Annotated in this window: 18 protein-coding genes and 1 pseudogene; 8 read left to right on the top strand and 11 right to left on the bottom strand. The window is 55.9% G+C overall.

What is annotated here, in order from left to right; all coding sequences use genetic code 11:
- Positions 1-60: 60 nt before the first annotated feature.
- Positions 61-396, bottom strand: a complete 336-nt coding sequence (gene uspB / locus ACXKZG_RS01250; RefSeq protein WP_013204310.1) for a universal stress protein UspB — start codon at positions 394-396, stop codon at positions 61-63.
- A 446-nt stretch (positions 397-842) separates the two neighbouring features.
- On the opposite strand from uspB, the gene uspA reads away from it, so the two are divergent.
- A complete protein-coding gene (gene uspA / locus ACXKZG_RS01245; protein WP_013204311.1) occupies positions 843-1,280 on the top strand; it encodes a universal stress protein UspA in 438 nt (145 codons plus the stop codon).
- A 66-nt stretch (positions 1,281-1,346) separates the two neighbouring features.
- On the opposite strand, the gene rsmJ is transcribed toward uspA, so the two are convergent.
- Together rsmJ and prlC are read right to left on the bottom strand one after the other, a co-directional pair.
- On the bottom strand, positions 1,347-2,102 hold the full coding sequence (gene rsmJ, locus ACXKZG_RS01240; RefSeq protein ID WP_013204312.1) for a 16S rRNA (guanine(1516)-N(2))-methyltransferase RsmJ: 756 nt from the start codon (positions 2,100-2,102) through the stop codon (positions 1,347-1,349).
- A gap of 7 nt (positions 2,103-2,109) precedes the next feature.
- A complete protein-coding gene (gene prlC / locus ACXKZG_RS01235; protein WP_471720861.1) occupies positions 2,110-4,149 on the bottom strand; it encodes an oligopeptidase A in 2,040 nt (679 codons plus the stop codon).
- Positions 4,150-4,385: 236 nt separating this feature from the next.
- Between prlC and ACXKZG_RS01230 the strand changes: the two genes are divergently transcribed.
- Positions 4,386-5,210 (top strand): CPBP family intramembrane glutamic endopeptidase, encoded by an 825-nt coding sequence (locus tag ACXKZG_RS01230; protein WP_488875589.1) that lies wholly within the window; start codon positions 4,386-4,388, stop codon positions 5,208-5,210.
- Between the two features lie 95 nt (positions 5,211-5,305).
- Positions 5,306-6,148 carry a 23S rRNA (adenine(2030)-N(6))-methyltransferase RlmJ gene (locus ACXKZG_RS01225; protein WP_013204315.1) on the top strand — a complete coding sequence of 281 codons (843 nt, stop codon included), beginning with the start codon at positions 5,306-5,308 and terminating at the stop codon, positions 6,146-6,148.
- A 63-nt stretch (positions 6,149-6,211) separates the two neighbouring features.
- Here ACXKZG_RS01225 and rnz read toward each other — a convergent pair whose 3' ends face one another.
- Positions 6,212-7,126, bottom strand: coding sequence for a ribonuclease Z (gene rnz / locus ACXKZG_RS01220; protein WP_471720859.1), 915 nt, complete (start codon positions 7,124-7,126; stop codon positions 6,212-6,214).
- Positions 7,127-7,302: 176 nt separating this feature from the next.
- On the opposite strand from rnz, the gene gorA reads away from it, so the two are divergent.
- Positions 7,303-8,655: a glutathione-disulfide reductase gene (gene gorA, locus ACXKZG_RS01215; protein WP_013204317.1), complete on the top strand. Its 1,353-nt coding sequence runs from the start codon at positions 7,303-7,305 to the stop codon at positions 8,653-8,655.
- Between the two features lie 66 nt (positions 8,656-8,721).
- On the opposite strand, the gene ACXKZG_RS01210 is transcribed toward gorA, so the two are convergent.
- The 5 genes from ACXKZG_RS01210 to ACXKZG_RS01190 all read right to left on the bottom strand — a co-directional run bounded on the left by ACXKZG_RS01210 (position 8,722) and on the right by ACXKZG_RS01190 (position 13,409).
- Entirely contained in the window at positions 8,722-10,683 is a 1,962-nt protein-coding gene (locus tag ACXKZG_RS01210; protein ID WP_488875588.1) for a methyl-accepting chemotaxis protein, read from the bottom strand.
- Between the two features lie 294 nt (positions 10,684-10,977).
- On the bottom strand, positions 10,978-11,874 hold the full coding sequence (locus tag ACXKZG_RS01205) for an alpha/beta hydrolase (RefSeq protein WP_013204320.1): 897 nt from the start codon (positions 11,872-11,874) through the stop codon (positions 10,978-10,980).
- Between the two features lie 270 nt (positions 11,875-12,144).
- Positions 12,145-12,651 carry a TIGR00645 family protein gene (locus ACXKZG_RS01200; RefSeq protein WP_041692152.1) on the bottom strand — a complete coding sequence of 169 codons (507 nt, stop codon included), beginning with the start codon at positions 12,649-12,651 and terminating at the stop codon, positions 12,145-12,147.
- 116 nt (positions 12,652-12,767) lie between these two features.
- On the bottom strand, positions 12,768-13,022 hold the full coding sequence (locus tag ACXKZG_RS01195; RefSeq protein ID WP_053141398.1) for a hypothetical protein: 255 nt from the start codon (positions 13,020-13,022) through the stop codon (positions 12,768-12,770).
- 54 nt (positions 13,023-13,076) lie between these two features.
- Entirely contained in the window at positions 13,077-13,409 is a 333-nt protein-coding gene (locus tag ACXKZG_RS01190) for a helix-turn-helix domain-containing protein (protein WP_013204324.1), read from the bottom strand.
- 215 nt (positions 13,410-13,624) lie between these two features.
- Here ACXKZG_RS01190 and ACXKZG_RS01185 point away from each other — a divergent pair, with 215 nt between their 5' ends.
- The 4 genes and pseudogenes from ACXKZG_RS01185 (at position 13,625) to ACXKZG_RS01170 (ending at position 19,660) form a co-directional block, all read left to right on the top strand.
- On the top strand, positions 13,625-14,524 hold the full coding sequence (locus ACXKZG_RS01185) for a LysR family transcriptional regulator (protein ID WP_013204325.1): 900 nt from the start codon (positions 13,625-13,627) through the stop codon (positions 14,522-14,524).
- A 228-nt stretch (positions 14,525-14,752) separates the two neighbouring features.
- A pseudogene (locus tag ACXKZG_RS01180) lies at positions 14,753-16,117 on the top strand (MFS transporter).
- Positions 16,118-16,265: 148 nt separating this feature from the next.
- Entirely contained in the window at positions 16,266-17,399 is a 1,134-nt protein-coding gene (locus ACXKZG_RS01175; protein WP_346568150.1) for a GNAT family N-acetyltransferase, read from the top strand.
- A gap of 353 nt (positions 17,400-17,752) precedes the next feature.
- Positions 17,753-19,660: a hypothetical protein gene (locus tag ACXKZG_RS01170; protein ID WP_346600202.1), complete on the top strand. Its 1,908-nt coding sequence runs from the start codon at positions 17,753-17,755 to the stop codon at positions 19,658-19,660.
- A 41-nt stretch (positions 19,661-19,701) separates the two neighbouring features.
- Here ACXKZG_RS01170 and ACXKZG_RS01165 read toward each other — a convergent pair whose 3' ends face one another.
- Together ACXKZG_RS01165 and ACXKZG_RS01160 are read right to left on the bottom strand one after the other, a co-directional pair.
- Positions 19,702-21,534, bottom strand: a complete 1,833-nt coding sequence (locus tag ACXKZG_RS01165) for an ABC transporter ATP-binding protein (RefSeq protein ID WP_151036340.1) — start codon at positions 21,532-21,534, stop codon at positions 19,702-19,704.
- Positions 21,535-21,609: 75 nt separating this feature from the next.
- Positions 21,610-22,377, bottom strand: a complete 768-nt coding sequence (locus ACXKZG_RS01160; protein WP_013204330.1) for a DeoR/GlpR family DNA-binding transcription regulator — start codon at positions 22,375-22,377, stop codon at positions 21,610-21,612.
- Between the last annotated feature and the right edge of the window lie 126 nt (positions 22,378-22,503).

Below are 22,503 nucleotides of genomic sequence, written 5' to 3'. Positions count from 1 at the left end.
GAAAAAACAAAAGGGCGGAGATTATCTCCGCCCTTTTTCGTTTCTGATGTCGGCGCGGCGTTAGTGCCAAATCGCCAGCCCGACCAGACTAATTACAATCAATCCGCATAAGGCGCTGGTCAGGATAAACTGGCCTCGAACCCGCTCGCAGCGGCGAATAAACTCATCATCATGATGGTCGCGATAACGCTGTGACCAGATATAACGCACCAGTCGAACCTGCTTGCTCGGCTGCCCGTGTGAGGTAAAAAATCCCGCGCCATCCACATATTGATACAGTAAAGGGTCACACCCACGTAGCACCACTAAAAGCGCGCGCAAAGAGGAAAAGTAGCGCGCCATATTCACCACACAAACCACACAAAGAGCCCAGAAAAGCGCGATGGTGCTGATCATGATCCCCTCCCGGCAAGGCATCTAAAGGACGTTATCCGCGGGGAATGCCGGACAAGCCCCACAATGATTCGCCAATCACCTCATTGAACCAGACAGAATTGAAGTTGTAACCGCTGAGCGACCGTCATTAGCGCATAACGGGTCGTTAATATCAGTGTAGGAGATTTGATTAAAATAATTCCAGCGATGTTTTGCCTGAGCAGCAGAAAGAGAGAAAAATTCATTTTGATCCCGCTCGCAAAGGGCGCGGCCTGCACGCCCGTCTGTTAACAATTCGGGCTATAATAAATGCGAAAACTATAAAGGTGCCGGGATGTTTGCTCATCTCAGGCGCGGTACTAAACCATCATGCATTAAACATTAGCAACGGATTTCAATGTGTTATGATGCAAAAAGACAACTTTGTCGGCGGATAACTCTCCGCAACGAATGAAAGGAGTATCGTTATGTCTTACAAACACATTCTGATTGCAGTCGACCTTTCCCCTGAAAGTAAGCTGCTGGTCGCCAAAGCGGTGTCCATGGCGCGTCCTTACGATGCCAAAGTGTCACTGATCCACGTCGATGTTAACTATTCCGACCTGTACACCGGGTTGATCGATGTGAACCTTGGCGATATGCAAAAACGTATCTCTGAAGAGACCCATACCGCCCTGACTGACCTCTCTAACAGCGCAGGCTACCCGATTTCCGAAACCCTGAGCGGCAGCGGCGATCTGGGCCAGGTATTGGTTGATGCCATCAAAAAATACGATGTGGATTTGGTGGTCTGTGGTCACCATCAGGACTTCTGGAGCAAGCTGATGTCCTCGGCGCGCCAGCTGATCAACACCGTCCATATCGATATGCTGATCGTGCCGCTGCGCGACGAAGAAGACGAATAGTCTGAGGCATAAGACAAAAGAAAGGGCGGAAGATATTCCGCCCTTTTTGTTTTCGCCAACCGGCGTTTATTCGCTGATTAGCGGCGGATAGATATCAAACCGGTGGCTTTTGGTCACCACCGCTGCCTGCGTTACCACGCCCGCCAGGGGCGGTGCGTAGTCAGGCCGCTTCACCACCACGCGCTTCTTCGCCAGACGCCGGGCCGGTTCCAGCAGGCCATCGGCATCGTCATCGGCACCCACCAGCGTTTGAAAAACCCGCATCTCTTTTTTGACCAGCGCGCTTTTCTGCTTGTGGGGGAACATCGGATCGAGATAAACCACATCCGGCTGTTCAACGATCTCAGCGAGTGCTTGCAGGCTCGACGCGTGGATCAAGGTCAGCCGTTCGCGCAGCCAGCCGCCGATTTCGGCACTTTCATAGCCACGCCGTAAACCGTCATCTAACAGCGCGGCCACCACCGGATGGCGCTCCAGCATCTGCACACGGCAGCCAATCGAAGCCAGCACAAAGGCATCGCGTCCTAGGCCGGCAGTGGCATCGACCACCGCAGGCAGATACCCGCTTTTGATGCCGACCGCTCTGGCCACCGCTTCGCCGCGACCACCGCCAAAACGCCGACGGTGCGCCATCGCGCCTTCAACGAAGTCGACAAAAATCCCGCCAAGCTTAGGCTCATCGAGCTTGCGCAGTTCGAGGTGGGTGGCGGTCATCACTAACGCCATCGGCGCTGACGCATCGTGCTCCAGCTGCCAGCGATCGGCTAAAACAGATAAGGCGCCGTCTCCGGCGCCCGATTCATCCACTAAACAAATCTTCACGTTAACGCTATTCCTGAATACCGTAATGAGCCAGCATCGCATCCAGCTGCGGCTCACGCCCACGGAAGCGTTTGAACAGCTCCATTGGCTCTTCAGACCCGCCACGGGTCAGAATGTTATCGAGGAATGACTGGCCGGTTTCACGATTGAAAATACCTTCTTCTTCAAAGCGCGAGTAGGCATCGGCTGCCAGCACGTCGGCCCACAGATAGCTGTAGTAACCCGCCGCATAGCCACCGGCAAAGATATGGCTGAAGGCATGCGGGAAGCGGCCCCAGGCTGGGCTTGGGATCACCGCCACCAGCTGTTTAATCTCTTTCAGCATCTCCAGGATCTGCGCGCCTTTGGCCGGGTCGAACTCGGCATGCAGGCGGAAGTCGAACAGGCCGAACTCCAGCTGACGCAGGATAAACAGCGCCGCCTGGTAGTTTTTCGCCGCCAGCATTTTCTCCAGCAGCGCCTGCGGCAGTGGCTCGCCGGTTTCATAATGACCGGAGATAAAGGCCAGCGCTTCCGGCTCCCAGCACCAGTTTTCCATAAACTGGCTTGGCAGCTCGACGGCATCCCATGGCACACCGCTGATGCCAGACACGCCCGGCGTTTCGATGCGGGTCAGCATATGGTGCAGGCCATGACCAAACTCATGGAACAGCGTGGTCACCTCATCATGGGTAAACAGGGCAGGCTTACCCTTCAGCGGACGGTTGAAGTTACAGGTCAGGTAGGCGACCGGTTTTTGCAGCGAACCATCGGCAAGGCGCATCTGGCCGACGCAGTCATCCATCCACGCCCCGCCGCGTTTATGTTCACGCGCATAGAGATCGAGATAGAAGCTGCCGCGCAGCTCGCCGGTTTCGTCGAACAGGTCGAAGAAGCGCACGTCAGGATGATAAACATCGACGTCTTTGCGCTCTTTGGCAGTGATGCCGTAAATGCGTTTCACCACTTCGAACAGGCCGTTAACCGCACGCTCTTCCGGGAAGTAAGGACGCAGCTGTTCGTCGCTGATAGAAAACAGGTGTTGCTTCTGCTTCTCACCGAAGTAGGTCAGATCCCACGGGTTCAGGTCAGAAACGCCGTGCTCTTTCAGCGCGAAGGCGCGCAGCTGTTCGATTTCACGCTCGGCCTGCGGACGGGCACGTTTTGCCAGACCGGTCAGGAAGTCGGTCACCTGCGCCGGGTTTTCGGCCATTTTGGTGGCCAGCGATTTGTCGGCGTAGGAGTCAAAGCCCAGCAGCTGAGCCAGCTCGTGACGCAGCGCCAGCTCTTCAGCCATCACCTCGCTGTTGTCCCACTTGCCGGCATTCGGGCCCTGATCGGAGGCACGGGTAGAGAAGGCGCGGTACATCTCCTCGCGCAGTGCCTGATTGTCGCAGTAGGTCATCACCGGCAGATAGCTCGGGATATCCAGCGTTAACAGCCAGCCTTCCTGCTCTTTGGCTTCAGCCTGCGCTTTGGCCGCGCCCAGTGCGCTTTCCGGCAGACCGGCAAGCTCGCTTTCATCGGTGACAAGCTTGCTCCAGCCCATGGTGGCATCAAGCACGTTGTTGCTGTATTTCGAGCCCAGCTCGGACAGGCGCGCGGCGATTTCGCCATAACGCTTCTGCTTCTCTTTCGACAGGCCAATACCGGACAGCTCAAAATCACGCAGCGCGTTATCCACGGCTTTTTTCTGCGGGGCGGTTAATCCGGCGTAACTGGTCTCTTTCAGATTGCGGTAAGCCTGATACAGGCCTTCGTGCTGGCCCACCCAGGTGCTGTATTCGGACAGCAGCGGCAGCGTTTGCTCATAGGCTTCGCGCAGTTCCGGGCTGTTTTTCACCGAATTCAGGTGGCTGACCGGCGAAAACAGACGGCTTAAATGGTCATCAACTTCAGCCAGTGGCTGAACCAGGTTATCCCAGGTGTAAGGCGCGCCCTGGGCAACCGCTTTCTCCACCGCCGCACGGCTCTCGGCCAGTGCCTGAGTAACAGCAGGGACCACGTGTTCGGGTTTGATGGCGGAGAAAGGAGGAAGCGTAAAAGAGGAGAGTAACGGATTGGTCATTGCGCAGTCCTTATAGTCAAACATGTTTGAGGCGCGTTTAAGCGCGCGATTAGGTTAACATGAGGCTAAGTGTAGCGAAATTCAATGGCCTGATTGAGAAAACCCGGCTGTTGATCCTGGTCATTTTCACCCGTAAATCCTGACCTTTTCACCACGATTCCAGTTGCCTGCCCCGACGGCCAGCCGCATACTTTCGCCGTTTTCCGGTTAACACGATTTCTACACGGAGTGTTGTTATGTGGTACGTCTTTGCGGCCTCGTTACTTTTTCTGCCTTTTTACCGCCGCGCCTCGTACGGGCTGCTGGCGCTCGCGCTGATAATGGCGGCCGTGGATGGCACGCTTCACTGGCCGGCGATCGCCACCTTAGTGGTGCTCGGCGCCGTGGCGATCGGCCATCGGCAAATCAAAAAACCTGCCGCCGTTACGGTGGTGACTGAAGCGGTACTGGTGCTGGGCGCGGTGGCGCTGATGCTGCATCTGATCCCCGGATTCTCTAACCCGCAGATTGTCAGCGAGGTGAAAGCCGGACCAGAAAGCGCGCCTTTCAGCTTCTATTACAACCTCGATAAGGCGTTGATCCCCTTCCTGCTGCTCGCCTGTCTGCCCACGCTGCTTAAGCGTCCGGCGGCAGGACCGAAGAACACGCTGTGGTGGCTGGTGCTGATGCTGTCATTGCCGCTGCTGCTGCTGATTGCCACTCTGGCCGGCGGCCTGCGCGTCGAGCGGCACCTGCCCGAGTGGCTGGGTGCCTTTATGCTGGCGAACCTGTTCTTTGTCTCGTTTGCGGAGGAAGCGCTGTTTCGTGGTTACCTGCAACAACGGCTGAGCGAGAAGCTGGGCAACGTCTGGGGATTACTGATTGCCGCCGCGGTGTTTGGCCTGGCGCATATCGCCGGCGGCCCGCTGCTGGTAATTTTCGCCAGCCTGGCGGGGATAGTCTACGGCCTGGCGTGGCTGTGGAGCGGCAGAGTGTGGGTCGCCACGCTGGTGCACTTCAGCTTTAATCTGCTGCATCTGCTGTTCTTTACCTATCCGCTGTGGCAACGCCTGCCAGGATAACAGAGCATTTTAAGCGCAGGACAGTTATACTGACGCCAATATGTGCCGCCCAGCGGCGGCACGCTCTTCATACCCCACCGGACAGATCCCACGACATGCTGAGTTATCGCCACAGTTTTCATGCCGGCAATCACGCCGACGTTCTCAAACACACCGTTCAGAGCCTGATTATCACTGCGCTTAATGAGAAGGATAAACCCTACCTCTATCTGGACACCCACGCCGGTGCCGGGCGCTATCAGCTGAGCGGCGAGCACGCCGAGCGCACGGGTGAATATCTGGAAGGCATCGCCCGCATCTGGCAACAGGACGATCTGCCGGAAGAGCTGGAGAGCTATATTTCCTGCGTGCAGGCACTGAACAAGAACGGCAAGCTGCGCTTTTATCCGGGTTCCCCGCTGATCGCCCGTCATCTGCTGCGTCCTTTCGACAAGCTGAACATGACCGAGCTGCACCCAAGCGATTACCCGATGCTGCGCAACGAATTCCAGAAAGATGACCGTGCCCGCACCGAACGTGCAGACGGTTTCCAGCAGCTGAAATCCAAGCTTCCGCCTCTGTCACGCCGTGGCCTGGTGCTGATCGATCCGCCTTACGAAATGAAAACCGATTATCAGGCGGTGGTTCAGGGTCTGGTGGAAGGGTATAAGCGTTTTGGTACCGGCGTGTTCGCGCTGTGGTATCCGGTGGTGCTGCGTCAACAGATCAAACGTATCACCAAAGAGCTGGAAGCGTCCGGCATTCGCCGCATTCTGCAGATCGAGCTGGGCGTGCGCCCGGACAGCGACCGCTTTGGCATGACCGCGTCCGGGATGATTGTGATCAACCCACCGTGGAAGCTGGAGCAGCAGATGAACAACGTGCTGCCGTGGCTGCTGAAGCACCTGGTGCCATCAGGCACCGGCCACACCAAAGTCAGCTGGATCGTACCGGAATAAGTGACCACCCGTGGGACGCCGCCGCGCGTCCCACCGCATCAGCCCTGCCTTTCGAACGGCAAATCAGAGCCGGAATAGCGAGAAATCATGCGCCATCTCGGTATTTGGAAATATCGCCCGACACTCCGCCAGTAACCTTTCCGCATCCTCTCGCAGATAACGCGAACTAAGGTGGGTGACGATCAGCTTTTTCGCGCCCGCGTTTTTTGCCGCCGTGGCCGCCTGCACCGTTGAAGAGTGTCCCCGACTGTTGGCTTTTTCTTCCAGCGCCACTTCCAGCGTGGCTTCATGCACCATCACATCGGCATTCGCCGCCAGTTCGGCGGCTGCGGGCGTCGGGCTGGTATCGCCGAAAATCGCCAGCGTCAGGCCTTTGTTTGCCGGACCAAGATAGTCTTTGCCCCTGACCACCCGACCGTCGTCCATGGTCACGGTTTTGCCCAATTTGAGCTGCTGGAACAGCACGCCGGGCTTGATGCCGTCTGCCAGCAGCCGTTGCGCATCCAGCGCGCCCGGCTTGTCATGCTCTTCAATACGGAAGCCGTAACACTCAACCGGATGGGTCAGCGGCCAGGCGGTGACGCGGAAATGCTCGTCGCTAAACAGCTCGCCGGCGGCGATCTCGACAATCTCCAGCGGGAAGGTCAGCCAGGAGCCACTCAGGCTGAGGGTGGTGTCGATAAAGGCCTTGATGCCTTTTGGGCCGTAAAGGGTCAGGGTGTCGCTGATGCCATTCATCGAGCGGCTGGTCAGCAACCCCGGCAGACCAAAAATATGGTCGCCGTGCAGATGGGTGATAAAAATTTTCTCGATTTTCCCGGTCTTCACCTGGGAGCGCATCATCTGATGCTGGGTGCCTTCGCCGCAGTCAAACAGCCAGCAACCGCTGCGCGTCCCCTGCAAATTCAAGGCGATGCTGGTGACATTCCGCTGGCGGCTGGGCGTGCCCGCGCCGGTCCCTAAAAATAGCAGTTCCATCCGGCCTCTCTCTGCCTGTTAGTATGCGAAAACAGTGAGCCATCTCGCAGTAATTGTCGATTATCGCTGATTTCAGCCCCGCTGCCCTATCACAATCATAGACGCAAACTTTGCGGCATTTAACCGAGTGGCGTTACACTACTGCCAATTCATTTCACTGACTTATGGAATCACCGATGACCAGACATTATGACTACCTTGCTATTGGCGGCGGCAGCGGCGGTATCGCCTCTATTAACCGTGCCGCGATGTACGGACAGAAATGCGCGCTGATCGAAGCGAAAGAACTCGGCGGTACCTGCGTAAACGTCGGGTGTGTCCCGAAGAAAGTGATGTGGCACGCGGCGCAGATTGCCGAAGCGATCCATTTGTATGGCCCGGATTACGGCTTCGATACCACCGTTAACAGCTTTAACTGGGCGACGCTGGTCAAAAACCGCAGCGCCTATATCGACCGTATTCACACCTCGTACGACAACGTGCTGGGTAAAAACAACGTCGACGTGATCAAAGGCTACGCGCGCTTTATCGATGCGCACACCGTGGAAGTGAACGGCGAAAAAATTACTGCCGACAACATCCTGATCGCCACCGGCGGCCGTCCAACCCATCCGTCGATTCCGGGTGCGGAATACGGTATCGACTCTGACGGCTTCTTCGAGCTGGATGCCCTGCCAAAACGCACTGCCGTGGTCGGTGCCGGCTACATCGCGGTCGAAATCGCCGGAGTGGTGAACGCGCTGGGTTCCGAAACCCACCTGTTTGTGCGTAAACACGCGCCGCTGCGCAGCTTCGATCCGTTGATCGTCGACACGCTGGTTGAAGTGATGAATGCTGAAGGCCCGGCGCTGCACACCGAATCCGTGCCGAAAGCGGTGATCAAAAATGCCGACGGCAGCCTGACGCTGCAGTTGGAAAATGGTCAGGAGCAGACCGTTGATTGTCTGGTATGGGCCATCGGTCGTGAGCCAATGACCGACAACCTGAACCTGGACGTCACCGGCGTGAAGCTGAACGAAAAAGGGTACATCAGCGTCGATAAGTACCAGAACACCAGCGTCTCTGGCATTTATGCGGTCGGTGATAACACCGGTGCGGTTGAACTGACGCCGGTGGCGGTTGCCGCCGGTCGTCGTCTGTCCGAACGCCTGTTTAACAACAAGCCTGAAGAGCACCTGGATTACAGCAACGTACCAACCGTGGTATTCAGCCACCCGCCAATCGGCACCGTGGGCCTGAGCGAGCCGGAAGCGCGTGAGAAGTACGGCGACGATGAAGTGAAAGTGTATAAGTCGGCGTTCACCGCCATGTACACCGCCGTGACGCAGCACCGCCAGCCGTGCCGCATGAAGCTGGTTTGCGTGGGTAAAGACGAGAAGATCGTCGGCATCCACGGTATCGGCTACGGTATGGATGAGATGCTGCAAGGCTTCGCGGTCGCGCTGAAAATGGGCGCCACCAAGAAAGACTTCGACAACACCGTGGCAATCCACCCGACCGGTTCGGAAGAGTTTGTCACCATGCGTTAAGTCCTGCTTCAGGATCAAAAAAGCCAGCATATGCTGGCTTTTTTTATGAGCGGAGGGTCGGCGGAGTTACCCTTTCTCATTCGCCCCGGAGAGGCTCTGCAATACGGACAGCTGCGCGACAGCGTCCTGCATCGCATCCATACCGGCGGTCAGGCTGCGCAGGCTACCGAGGTGCTGGGCGATGCTTTCACGCTGGTGCGCGGTTTGATGGCTCATGGCGGCAATCGAATCCGCCGCGGCGATGCTGCGGGCCGCCATCTCGCTGGAGGTTTCCACCGTTTCGCTGGCAACGGTACGGATGCGGAAGATGGTATCCACCGCCTGACCAATATTGCCGGCCGTCGAATCGGCCTGCTCTTTCGACGAGTGTGCCAGCCGACGGACTTCTCCGGCCACCACCGCAAATCCCCGTCCGGCTTCCCCGGCGCGCGCCGCTTCAACCGCCGCATTCAGCGACAGCAAATTGGTCTGGAAGGCGATATTGCTGATGCCGCTGGTGATCTCATTGATGCCGTTAGAGATTTTCTCCAGGTCATCCAGCCCCTGGCCCAAACGCAGCTGAGCCTGCTGGCTTTTCTGCGCGATATCGCCAATCGAGCGGATACTGTTTTCCGCCATCCCCAGCGTCTCATTCTGCGTTTGCGTGGCGGCTTCCAGCATCGGCAAGGCTTCCATCAGCGGTGCCAGCTCCTGCTGATAGGCAATCACCCGCTTCAGCACCCGCGACTGAATGCTGTTCAACGCCTCCCAACGACGCAGCGCGCGTTGTGCATAGTGCCCGGCATAACCGGCGTACTGCACCGGGAACTGGCTCATCGCCTTCACGTCCTTGTTGAAAAACACCAGCGCAGAGAGCGTCTGGTTAATCGGCACGCCGAGGATTTCGCCAAAGCTGGAGAAGCCGGCGGCCGGCAGCCCCTTAAAGAAATGCGCGTTATGCAGCTGCCCTTCATTGCCGACCCGGCGCAGGATGCAGTCATTCATCAGAATGGCCGCCGGCCTGCCGCGGTTGGCGATAAAGGTTTGCCAGTCCTGACGCGTGGTCTGTTTAAAATCTTTCTCTTCCAGAAGATACAGGCGATCGCCAAATTCCAGGTCGCAGAAAAACTGAATGCTGTCGGCCTCAATTTTGGCGATGGAGCGAATGAAATACTCCTCGCCGACCTTCACGCCAAAGGTCAGCCCTTTCAGCTTTTCGGTCAGCTGCGGCACGTTGCAGCCCAGCCAGCTGGCCAGCGCGTCAGTAAACCTCACCTGCTGGCCCTGCTGATCGAATACCGAACTGACCGTGCGGGCAATCGGATCGGCCTCGGCGATCAGCCAGCTTTTGTCTTTTGGGACAAAGTTCTGACTTTTGAACGGCGCAAAGGATTTGCCGGCGGCCATCTGGCAGAAAATGATGACCGCTTTGCCCTGCAGAATTTTGCCACCAACGCCGATCCAGGTGCCATCAAACTCAATCTTACCGCCAGCCGAGCCGCCGATCGCCAGGCACGGGAAGCGTCCGCAGTTGTACCAGGCCTGCATCAGGAAGCCTTCCGAGGCGGACAGGCCATCGCAGTAAATCATCGCGAAGGTGCGGTCGGATGAGAGTGGCATCCGCACCACCAGCCTGCTGAGCTCCTGCTGGATGGCGTTGATACGGTCGGCGGCGGTATGGGTGTCATTGACATGTAAATCAACGATATGGGTTTCATGACGCGCAATCAGGCTCTCCGGCAGCAACAGCCAGCTTCCCTGCTGACCGGCGCCTTCGCAATAGGTGGTCTCTTTGCCGCTGCTGCTCAGTGCGCCATTGGACGAGAGGGTAATCACCGTCAAATCGGCGGAGCTAAAGCGCTGCCAGCTCTGGCTCACCGGCTGAAAGTCGGCATACGGCGGCACAAAGGTCATGAGAATGCCGGCACTTTTTTCACTGAGTCCGGCCTGCGAAAGCGAAGAAGGCAGGCTGCGGCAGTCAAAGGTCCCGTTTGCGGGCTGGTGTTTATCACGAAACAGCAAAGACGACAGGCGCTGTTTAATCGCCATTAATGGAAACATGGTTTTACCTATACTTTTCAAAAGCTTGATTAATTATGGGTGGTGAAGCAGAAAGTCTGACGACCAAAGGAGGGCTAAAGGCATGTTCCATACGCGAGAAGAACTCAGAAGTGAGAGAAAACGCGGCTTGTGTTTACTGCCTCTCACGTCATAAACGTTATCGCCCGATTGCGGGAAAACTTTAGCGGTGGCGGGTTACGACGGGGTTTTTTACCGGCAGATGACGCGGCGTGGGGTGATTAAGCGTGGGTGCGGCAGAACATTGCACCGTCACGGTGCAGTTTACTTACGGGCGTCCAGCCAGATGGCGTAGGCTTCATCCCAAATCGCCGCCGGGGAACCGGCTTTACCGAGGCCAAAACCGTGTCCGCCACGGGTGATATTAATCTGCTCAACCGGCACGCCCATGCGGCGGCAGACGTTGTGCATGATCACCGTGTTGTGCGGATTAGAGATCGGATCGTCTTCCGCCTGCGCCAGGAAGGTCGGCGGGTAGTTGCGGGTGACGTAATTTTCCACCGACCAGTTCGCCTCTTCATTCGCGGAGGCATTGTTACCGACCAGCTGCTTGTGCGTGGTGGTGTGGGTATACGGCGGCTCCAGAGTGATCACCGGATAAATCAGCCCGACGCTGTCCACTACCGGGACCACATTATCCAGCGCATCCTGCGGCTCGTAGGTGACGAAATCAGGACGGGCGGCCGCCATACCAAACAGATGACCACCGGCCGAGAAACCGAGCAGATGCACCTTACGTTCCATTGAGCGCACCAGACGAATGGCGCGCTGGGCGTCCTGCAACGGGGCGAGGCTGCCTGCGTGCCACTTCTCACGCGGCAGGCGATAGCTGAGGACATAGGCGGTATAGCCACGCGCATTCAGCCAGCGCGCCACGGGCCAGGCTTCGCCACCCATGCCGATCCAGCGATAGCCGCCACCCGCGGCAATCAATACGGCCGATCCGTTCGGGTTTTCTGGCTGGAAGCGTTGGATCGCCGGGCTGACGATATTCGACCACGAGCCGTTGGCAGAAACATGCAGGTTTCCGCTGGGTCCGCCGCCGCCGGGCGGTTCGTCCTGCCACAGAGGGATAATATCTTCTCTGGCAAACAGTTTTCCGGTGGTCATCGCAAGCAACGTGGCGCCGGTTCCTAATATCAACCGACGACGACTAATCATCTGGCATTTCCGTCCTCAGTTATTAACAGGCGATCCCAGGCCATGGGAAGATACCTGATATCATGCAATGCAAATGCCAGAAGTTATTCGCAGAATAACCGCATTTCAGTGCGATATCAGGGAATGTCGGCGACCGTGATGTTTTTATATCGGCAGGGTATCCGGGCTCTTCACCGCTTTTTATGCGATTTGCCCCTGTGGATGCAAGCAAAACAGCGCGATAAGGTGAAAAAAGCGGGAAAACTGCCCGGAACGCCGGGCAGATGAGGCTTAGTGGCTACTGAGCTTCTCTTTCCGCGAAAGGCTGTCCAGATAGCCCATCACAAACGCCGAGAGGACGAAGGTCAGGTGGATCACCACATACCACAGCAGTTTATTGTCCGGAATATTTTTGGCATCCATAAACACCCGCAGCAGGTGAATGGAAGAGATGGCGACAATCGACGCGGCCACTTTGTTTTTCAGCGAGCCGGAATCCATTTTACCCAACCAGCTGAGCTTCTCTTTGTGGTCGGCGATATCCAGTTTTGAGACGAAGTTTTCGTAACCGGAGAGCATCACCATCACCAGCAGACCGCCGACCAGCGTCAGGTCGATCATCGACAGCAGCACTAACACCAGGTCGTTTTCTGCCATCGCCAATACATTCGGCAACAGGTGAAAAACCTCCTGGAAAAATTTTATCGCAAGTGCCAGCAGACCCAGCGACAGCCCGATATAAATCGGCGCCAGCAGCCAGCGTGAGGCATAAATGAGGTTTTCAGCGAAACGTTCCATAGCATCCCGTAAGCAAATTAACACGGGGGTCAGTATACCCGAGGAAATGTTAAATTTTGCATAGCGCCGGCTTATCGCAGCGATATTTAACGGATTTTACGCGAACAGAGGGCGTTTTACTTTGGCTGGCTGGAAAAGCTGATGTCGCCCACCGCGCCCACGGTCTCAACCGGCCGCAGCACCCGTTGCACCTGACGGGCATAGCCCACCAGTCCCTGAGTGAGGTCCTGGGTAGCAGCACTTCCGCTAAAGCAGCTGCCCGGATCGCAGTGAACAGTGATAACACTGACCGGCGCTTGCGGGCCCAGGGTCAGGGCAAAAGCAGGACCACTCATCGCCAGGGCGATAAGCAACAACAGGGTCTTTTTCATCTTGTTTAGCTTACAGGAGGTGTAGGGTTAAAGGTGTTGCCTGGCTACGCTGACTCAGTGCATTTCACGGTGCTGGTTGCGATAGTCTCTTGGCGTGATATTAAAATGCTTTTTGAACACCCGCTGGAAACACTGCTGGGAAGAAAATCCCAGATCCATCGAGATGGTCATAATGGTCTTGTGGGAACTGATCAGGCTTTTGGCCGCTTCGTCCAGTCGACGGCAGCGGATAAAGGTGCCTAAGGTCATGCCCTGTTGCTCTTTAAATGCACGTTGCAGGTGCCATTTTGAATAGCCCGAACGGGCGGCTACGGCTTCAATATTCAGACCATCATCCAGATGCTCTTCAATCCAGTCGATGATAATTTCTACGATTTCGCCTTTCACTTGCTCTCTCCCGGGACGCACAGCCTGCACAAGGCCGCCGCCATTTGCGCGATGGAATTATTATATGTTTATGTTTTTGTTATACTTTGAGGCGATATGCAAAAAATAATGCAACATATCAAATATTGATGGTGTGGATGTTATAAAGAAGTTTAAAATAGTTCAAATAGATAATTTGAATCTTCGTTTATAGATAGTATCTATAAGGCCGCATTATGATGGATCTCAATCTTGTCCGTGTGTTTATCGCCATTTACGAAACACGCAGCGTCAGCGGTGCGGCAGACCGGCTGTTCATTACCCAACCCTCTGCCAGTTATGCGTTATCGCGTCTGAGAAATGAAACCAACGACGAGCTGTTTAAACGCAGCCGGGCCGGCATGGAGCCCACCCCGATCGCTTTGCAGCTGTATAAGGTGTTCAAAAAGTCCCTGACCGGCATTGAAAAGGCGGTCGCGGATACGCGAAACTTTGTGCCCGCCACCTCGCGACAAAAATTCCGCCTCGCCCTGTCTGACCTCGGCGAACTGTTGCTGCTTCCCGGACTGGTGGCCTCATTGCGGGTGGAGGCGCCGCACATTCAGCTGGAAGTGGTGGCGATAGAATCCCTCAGGCTGAATGACTGGCTGTTGACCGGCAAGGTGGATGCCGCCATCTGCAACCGCAATGAAACCATCTCTTCCGCACAGCGCGAACTGCTGCTGTATGAACGCTATGTTTGCCTGCTGAACGAACAGCATCCCCGCATTGGCAGCACGCTGTCGTTTGATGAATATATGCGGGAACAGCATGTGATTGTGGCCGCCAGCAGCGGGCACCATATCGTGGAAGACCGGCTCAAAGAGTTTGGGCTGGAGCGCGACATTGCGCTGGAAGTGCCGCGCTTCTCCGCGCTGGGCGAACTGATTTCCTCCAGCGAACTGCTGGTCACCCTGCCGTCCGCTGCCGCCAAAATTTATCAGCGCAGGGGCAATGGCCGCCTGCTGGAGCTACCGTTCCAGGTGGCGGATCAGGAAGTCTTTGTCTATGCCCATACCGAAATCGGCGATATCTCCGCCAAGACCTGGTTCTATAATTTCCTGAAAGATATCGCGCCCGGCTTAATGGATCACTGACGCGGCCGTAGAAGCTTCTGCCGCTCAATTCCTCGACAGAGAGCACATTCCTGCAAAGCCTTTTTGGCCGAGCGGCATTCAGTGGCGGGAATGTGAAGCGCTTCAAGCGCCCTTGTGACTCTTGCTGAATTTCCCCGTTTTATTCCCGCGTTATTGCAACAAAAGCCCAATGACCGTTACCTGACGGCGCTCCTATATTTGAAAGAAAGGCCCACAAGGTAATCTGTTATGACCGCAAAAAACGGCTCGCATGTCCGCATCTGGATATTAATGTTGATCTTATTTCTGTCGGTAATTGCCTACGCTGACCGATCTATTCTGTCGATCGCCGGCGGCGCAATTAAGGATGAATTTGGCCTGTCGCCGATTCAGCTGGGATTTGTGCTGTCCGCGTTCAGTTGGGCCTATGTGATTGGGCAAATTCCCGGCGGTTTATTTCTCGACCGCTTTGGCACCAAAAAAGTCTATGGCATTACCCTGGTGCTGTGGTCAATATCGACGCTGGCGATGGGCTTTATTGGCGAGTTTTCTCAGGGCGTTACCAGCGCGCTCATTATTATGTTCAGCCTGCGTTTTGCGCTGGGATTAATTTAAGCCCCCAGCTTTCCCGCCAACGCCCGCGTGGCCATTATGTGGTTTCCAAAATCGGAACGCGGCCGGGCCTCTTCGCTGTTTGCCTCATCACAGTATTTCGCGGTGGCGATCTTCTCCCCGTTGTCCGGCTGGCTGGTGTCTGAATTTGGCTGGCCGTGGCCGTTCTTTGTGCTGGGCTTGATTGGCATTTGCGCCTTCTTTGCCTGGCTGTGGTATATGAAGGAACCGCGTCAGCATCCGCACGTTTCCCGCCAGGAGTTGGACTATATTATCGACGGCGGCGGGCTGATCGATATTGACTCCACTGCCGTCAGGAAAGATAAAAATCGCCTGTCGCGTGCCACCTTCCGCAAACTGCTGACCAACCGCATGCTGTGGTGCGCCTACATCGGCCAGTACTGCACCATTGCCCTCAGCTATTTCTTTATCACCTGGTTCCCCATTTATCTGGTGCAGGCACGCGGAATGGATATTCTGCACGCCGGGTTTGCCACCATCGCACCGGCGCTGTTCGGCTTTGCCGGCGGTATTTCTGGCGGCATCATTTCCGATTACCTGATCCGCACCGGCTGGTCAGTCTCCTGGGCGCGCAAGACGCCGTATATTGTCGGCATGCTGATGGCCGCCACGCTGATTGCGGCGGCGGTTGCCAACAGTAACTTCTGGGTTATCGCTATTATGTCCTTCGCCTTCTATGGCAAAGGGGTGGCGGCCGGGGCCGGCACCTGGGCGATTATCAGCGATACCGCGCCAAAAGAAGCGGTGGGTCTGGCTGGGGCGATCTTTAACTGCGTGGGCAATATTGCCGGTATCGTCACCCCGATTATTTTTGGCTACCTGGTGGCCATCACCGGCAGTTACAGCCTGGGACTGGTGTTTGTTGGCGCACATTGCCTGGTGGCGGCGTTCTGCTTCCTGTTTATCATGGGGCCAGTGGTGCGCGTCGGCGGCGAAGAGCCTGAGGATGTCGATTACACGCTGACCCACGGCGTTCGCTAACCTGCCCGCTTCCGTCACCGCCCCGGCTTTAGCGGCCCGTGCGGTGACGGTATCAGTCGTTGATCTTCGCGGTAAAAACCTTCACCTTAGCCTTTCACGATCTATCCGGTACGGGTTCCCGTACTCGCCGCAATGACGGAGTACCGCTATGTCTCTTACCCTTCTGACGCAGTTGGCCGACCTTCCCGCCAGTCAGTGGGATGCGTTAACGCCCGACGACCAGCCTTTTATCAGCCATGCCTTTCTGAGCACGCTGGAAGAGAGCGGCTGTCTGGGCAAAGGCAGCGGCTGGCAGCCGGAGCATCTGCTGTGGGTTGAAAATGGCGAGGTGCAGGCGGCGCTGCCGGGCTACCGTAAAACCCATTCCCGGGGTGAGTACGTGTTTGACCATGCCTGGGCCGATGCCTGCCAGCGGGCGGGCCTGCCCTACTATCCCAAGTGGCTGGCCGCCGTGCCGTTCAGTCCGGTCACCGGCGCACGCCTGCTGGGCGAGGCCGACGCGGCCAGCAAACTGCTGCAGGGCATTCCGGATTTCCTGCAACAGCGGCAGATGCATAGCGCCCACATCAATTTCGGCAATGCCTTTACCCACGATCGGCTGGCGGAGGAACCCAACTGGCTGCCACGCCTCGGCCTGCAGTATCACTGGCATAATCCGGGCTACCGCGATTTCCAGGACTTCCTCGATACGCTGATGTCGCGCAAGCGTAAGCAAATCCGTAAAGAGCGGCAGCTGGTTGCCAGCCAGGGATTCGAATTTGAGTGGCTGAGCGGTAACCAGCTGAGCGAATCGCACTGGGACTTTGTTTACGCCTGCTATGCCAATACCTATGCGGTGCGCGGCCAGCGTCCCTACCTCACCCGCGCCTTTTTCAGCCTGCTGGCGGAAAAAATGCCGCAGGCGATCCGCGTGGTGCTGGCGACGCAAAACGGCCTTGCCGCCGCCATGGCCTTCAGCCTGATGGATGGCAATACGCTGTACGGCCGTTACTGGGGCTGCCTGGAAGAGTTTAATCGCCTGCATTTCGAAACCTGCTTCTATCAGGGAATGGATTATGCCATTGCCCACGGCTTGCAGCGCTTTGATGCCGGCGCTCAGGGTGAACACAAGCTGATCCGGGGATTTGAACCGGTTATCACCGAATCCTGGCACTATCTGCGGCATGAAGGTCTGCGCGACGCCGTGGCCGATTTCCTGCAACAGGAGCGCGCTGGCGTGGCGCAGTGGGCAGAAGAAGCGCGGGAAGCATTACCTTACCGACGCCAGGGTGATGAGGCGTAACGCATAAATTAAATTAATATCATTAATAAAATAACTGCCAGCAATGGCGGCTATTTTCCATAAATAGCGATTTATAATTTAGCCAAACTTATGGGTCGCAATGTTACTCTGGTTACATGTTGTAGAGCCTGAAGGAAATAAAATAACGCTAAGGAAAGTCTGCAAATTCACTTAACTCAAATAAATAAATAGTCAATTCAAACAAACTCCATTACTTAATTGCCCGCAAAAATCCGCAGTACGCCACGTCAATAAAATCATTTATTACTGGCCCTGATAATCTCTTTCTTCCTGCCTCAGATATAATTCTTAGCGAATCCCGTCATTAACGTTAATTACAAGAGGTTCATCATATGCCGTCTAACAGCTCCACTAACACCTCTTCAGAGAATGGAATTTACGACCAGGCGAATGGCAATACATTAACGGTACTGGGTAAAGACGGAAAAGCCATTGAGTTTGGCAAAATAGTGATGGAGCTCGCCACCGTCAGCGGAGGAAACACATCGGTTACCACGGTCGGCACAATCGACGCGCTACGTGCGCTTGAACCCACCACCGCCGGGCAAATAGCGGTAATGATGGAATATACCGCCGGCACCAAAACCGGTGGCGGCGTATTCATTTATGATATTTCCGACAAATCCACGCCAGAAGATTACGGCATCAATGTTGTTACCCCCAAAGGCGCACGTTGGAAGCGTAATCTGGCCAACTATCGTGACGTCAACGTGGTATTTTTTGGTGCGGTCCCCGGTGGAACCCTTGACAGTGCCGAAGCAGTCACGCGGATGTGGAACTGGTCACAGAAGCACAGTCCCAGCATTGGTATTCAGTTCCCGGCCGGGCGTTATTTGATCTCAAAGTTTGATATCGCCAGCAAGGAAGTGAACCGATTTCGTCTGGCCGGCGACCTGGTCACCTTTGGATATTCACCCGCCACCACCCTGATTTCTGATAAAAAGAACGGCGAGGTGATGTTTAACGTTAATGCCCGCTACACGGAAATCACCAGCATCATCGTTGATGGTGAAAGTAAGGCCGCCACACCCAATACCAAAGGCTTTTATAAAAACATTATTCAGGCTGGTCAGTTTATTCGCGTCAGCAATATGATGTTTTATAATCTGGGCGGTAAAGGGTTAAGTATGCTCGATACCCTCGATTGTAAAATTGACCAGTGGTACGCCCGTGACTGTTCCGACACGGTGATTTATGCCACCTGGTCAAATAATCCGAGTGGTAAATGGGACCATATTACCGCCATCGAACTCTCCAACTTTAATATTCAACGCAGTACGCTAAAACCGGCCATCGATCTGCAACGTGCCACGCAATCCTTTATCTGGAATGGCTGGATTGAACATAGCGAATATCCCGGCAACCTTTCTAACGGTGACTGGTCTTTCATCGGGTTCAACCTTGAAACCTGCACCCATCCTTTTGAATGTCATTACACCCGCTTTATTAATACCCAATTCAATCTGCAGGCCGGTTCCAGCATGGATACCTCGGAAACCGGCGATACCTGGTCGTCTATTTCAGCGTATGAAAAAGGCAACGTGCATACCGAAAGTCACGGTATTGAGATCAACGGTTCGCTCAGCTACGACTATCTCTCCTCGCCCAATAAGATGGATAACCGCAAGGATGCCGAAACCTGGTTTTACCTGGGTGAACTGGCCCCGTCGCAGAACACCGTGCAAACCCGAATTCGCCTGTTAGCCAGCTGCGGTTACAGCAGCCAGGGCGAAACGCAAACCGGCTATTCTGAACGCTCGCCGGAAGGCAGTGCGGATATCTTTATTCTGAAAACCGGCGACAACTCTTTTACCAGCAGCTGGGTCGGTCAGGGTTCCTCTCCGGCTACCCGCGTGTTGACCCAGCCCGGTTCCTCGAACGGTAAGATTAAAATTTACGTCAAGCTCGGCAAATATACCGGCTATACCACCGCCATCATTGAAACCAATGATTTTAGCCGGTTCAGTAAGGGCATCCGTTTTATGTTCGAAAAGTCCTACACCGCGGTGACCGATGCCACGATGCTGGCCACCTTAAACGGGGCGACCGACAACTGCTTCCATCAGCACTGGCACGGCAAAGCCGCCGTGGGGATTGGCTTTAATAATGACAATGCCTTGCTGCTGAAAAGTGCCAATGTAGCGACGGCAGACGTGGGGACCGATGTGAAGTATCTGAAGGTGATGGTGGATGGCACAGCCTATGCGCTGGAGCTGAAAAAACTGAAGCCCGCCAGCTAGGCCGGAGGTGTGCGGCCCTGTGAAAACAGGGCCGTTTACGCTTAATCCTCGCCGACAAAGCCGCCGGTTTGATGGGCCCAGAGTCGCGCATACAGTCCGCCGTGCGCCAGTAGTTCCTGATGCGTACCCATTTCGGCAATTCGCCCTTTCTCCAGCACCACCAGCCGGTCCATTTTGGCAATGGTCGACAGGCGGTGCGCGATGGCAATCACCGTTTTTCCGCCCATCAACGTTTCCAGGCTCTCCTGAATCGCCGCTTCCACTTCCGAATCCAGCGCGGAGGTGGCCTCATCCATGATCAGAATCGGCGCGTCTTTCAGCAACACGCGGGCGATGGCAATACGCTGTCGCTGGCCGCCAGAGAGCTTCACGCCGCGTTCACCGACGTGCGCATCCAGCCCGTAACGGCCCTGCGGATCGGACAGCATTGGGATAAATTCATCCGCTTTCGCCTGGTGAATGGCCTTTTCCAGCTCGGCTTCGGTGGCATTCGGGCGACCGTACAGCAGGTTGTCGCGGATGGATCGGTGCAGCAGCGAGGTATCCTGAGTGATCATGCCGATTTGCGCCCGCAGACTTTCCTGGCTGACCTGGGCGATATCCTGACCATCAATCACAATGCGGCCACCGTCCAGATCGTACAGGCGCAGCAGCAGGTTCACCAGCGTCGATTTACCGGCGCCGGAAGGCCCAATCAGCCCGATTTTTTCGCCCGGACGAATGGTCAGCTGCAGGTTATCGATCACCCGACGACTCCCGCCGTAATTGAAGTTCACCTCGTCATAGCGAATTTCGCCGCGATGGACCTTCAGCGTCGGGGCTTTCGGTTTATCCATCACGCTGAGCGGCTGGGCGATGGTTTGCAGGCCGTCCTGCACCATGCCGATATTCTCGAAAATGCCGTTGACCACCCACATGATCCAGCCGGACATATTCACAATGCGGATCACCAGACCGGTGGCCAGCGCAATCGCCCCGACGCTAATCAACGACTGGGTCCACAGCCACAGCGCCAGACCGGTGGTGCCGACGATCAACAGGCCGTTCAGCGTGGTGACCACCACATCCATATTGGTCACCATCCGGCCCTGTTCGCGGGTTTTAGCGGTCTGATCGCCGATCGCCTCGCGGGCATACTGCCGTTCAAGGTCGCTGTGGGCGAACAGTTTTAGCGTGGTGATATTGGTATAACCATCCACGATGGTGCCCATTAATTTGGAACGCGCGTCGGAAGAGGCCACCGAACGGGATTTCACCCGCGGCACAAAGTAGGCAAGGCAGACAACATAGCCGACAATCCACAGCAGCAACGGCACCATCAGTCGCCAGTCGGCTTCGGCAAACAGCACCAGTGCGGTGATGGCGTAAATCAGCACGTGCCACAAGGCATCAACCGCCTGCACCGCGGAGTCCCGCAGCGCGTTGCCGGTCTGCATAATGCGCTGCGCGATACGTCCGGCGAAGTCATTCTGGAAGAAATTCAGGCTCTGGCGCAGCACGTAGTTATGATTCTGCCAGCGGATCATACTGGTCATGCCGGGGTTGATGGTCTGGTGCACCAGCAGGTCGTGCAGGCCAATAAAGATCGGCCTCAGCACCAGCGCCACCACCAGCATCCAGATCAGTGCCGACGCGTGATCGCTGAAGAAGGTGGCCGGCGGCGTGCTGTTGACCATATCGATAATGGTGCTGAGATAGCGGAACAGCGCCACCTCAATCAGCGAGCCAATCAGGCCGACCACCAGCAGCATTGCGAAGCTTTGCCAGACCTGGCGAAGGTAGTAAACGTAGAAGGCCCAGACGCTGTTGGGTGGCGTTGCGCCGGGGGCATCCTGGAAGATGTCGATCAGTTTCTCAAAGCGGCGATACAACATTAAAGGCTCACTTTTACGGCTAAAAGAACTGATTTTAGTGCAATTTCATCCCCTTCTGCGTCACTACGTGCGTTTTTATGCCTGCGGCTCGACCACAACCAACCGCGAACCGTACTTCGCGCGCTGTTTCAGCGTTGGGGAATTTTCGGTGACTATCTGGCTGATATCGCTCAACGGACAGACGTGTGCCAGCGCGCGATAGCCGATTTTGGAGCTGTCGACCAGTACCACCGTTTGCTCGGCAGACTTGATCATCGCCTGCTTGACCGGGATTTCGACGGTGTTGATATTGGTGATGCCGCTGTCGAAATGCACCCCTTCCGATCCCAGAAACGCCCAGTCAACGTGGATGCTGTTGATCTTGTCGACGGTCTCCTGCCCGACCAGGGTATAAACCTGATCCAGCATCAGCCCGCCGGCCACGTGCACGGTGATGCCCGGAAAATTGCCCAGCGCCATCGCGGTAAAAATGTCGTTGGTGACCACCGTCAGATTCTTTTTATCCTTCAATGCCAGCGCCAGCGCATACACCGTTGAACCGTTATCCAGAATCAACGACTGGCCATCTTTCACCAGGCTGGCGGCGTACTGCGCAATCGCGGTTTTGGCCGCGGCGTTCATCGTCAGTCGCTCAGTAAACGGCGTATCATTATTGCTTTCGGCTTCAACCGGCAACAGGCCGCCGTGGGTGCGCATCACCTTGCCGGTTTTCGCCAGCAAGGAGAGATCGCGGCGGATCGTTGAACTGTCCACGCCGAAGATCTCCGAAAGCTCTGCGGCATTCAGATAGCCCCGTTCAGCAATCATTTCTACTATTTGCGCTCTGCGCTGTGCCGCTGTCATCCCTCACTCCCTTGGTGTGTAATTGCACGTTATCATGCATATACTGACTCACAACGTGCAATTTGTCACCTTGAGAGGGCTTTATTCGCGGTAAAAACAATCATACTGCACGAATTTTCGCCTTGA

The organism is Erwinia sp. 2186 (assembly GCF_057812255.1).
This window is presented reverse-complemented; position numbering and strand designations above follow the sequence as displayed.

Coding starts and splice junctions, on each gene's coding strand:
- ACXKZG_RS01210 (WP_488875588.1), bottom strand. CDS start 10,683: ATGGCGATTAAACAGCGCCTGTCGTCTTTGCTGTTTCGTGATAAACAC.
- rnz (WP_471720859.1), bottom strand. CDS start 7,126: ATGGAACTGCTATTTTTAGGGACCGGCGCGGGCACGCCCAGCCGCCAG.
- ACXKZG_RS01205 (WP_013204320.1), bottom strand. CDS start 11,874: ATGATTAGTCGTCGTCGGTTGATATTAGGAACCGGCGCCACGTTGCTT.
- uspA (WP_013204311.1), top strand. CDS start 843: ATGTCTTACAAACACATTCTGATTGCAGTCGACCTTTCCCCTGAAAGT.
- ACXKZG_RS01225 (WP_013204315.1), top strand. CDS start 5,306: ATGCTGAGTTATCGCCACAGTTTTCATGCCGGCAATCACGCCGACGTT.
- uspB (WP_013204310.1), bottom strand. CDS start 396: ATGATCAGCACCATCGCGCTTTTCTGGGCTCTTTGTGTGGTTTGTGTG.
- ACXKZG_RS01200 (WP_041692152.1), bottom strand. CDS start 12,651: ATGGAACGTTTCGCTGAAAACCTCATTTATGCCTCACGCTGGCTGCTG.
- gorA (WP_013204317.1), top strand. CDS start 7,303: ATGACCAGACATTATGACTACCTTGCTATTGGCGGCGGCAGCGGCGGT.
- ACXKZG_RS01175 (WP_346568150.1), top strand. CDS start 16,266: ATGTCTCTTACCCTTCTGACGCAGTTGGCCGACCTTCCCGCCAGTCAG.
- prlC (WP_471720861.1), bottom strand. CDS start 4,149: ATGACCAATCCGTTACTCTCCTCTTTTACGCTTCCTCCTTTCTCCGCC.
- ACXKZG_RS01165 (WP_151036340.1), bottom strand. CDS start 21,534: ATGTTGTATCGCCGCTTTGAGAAACTGATCGACATCTTCCAGGATGCC.
- ACXKZG_RS01185 (WP_013204325.1), top strand. CDS start 13,625: ATGATGGATCTCAATCTTGTCCGTGTGTTTATCGCCATTTACGAAACA.
- ACXKZG_RS01160 (WP_013204330.1), bottom strand. CDS start 22,377: ATGACAGCGGCACAGCGCAGAGCGCAAATAGTAGAAATGATTGCTGAA.
- ACXKZG_RS01170 (WP_346600202.1), top strand. CDS start 17,753: ATGCCGTCTAACAGCTCCACTAACACCTCTTCAGAGAATGGAATTTAC.
- ACXKZG_RS01195 (WP_053141398.1), bottom strand. CDS start 13,022: ATGAAAAAGACCCTGTTGTTGCTTATCGCCCTGGCGATGAGTGGTCCT.
- ACXKZG_RS01230 (WP_488875589.1), top strand. CDS start 4,386: ATGTGGTACGTCTTTGCGGCCTCGTTACTTTTTCTGCCTTTTTACCGC.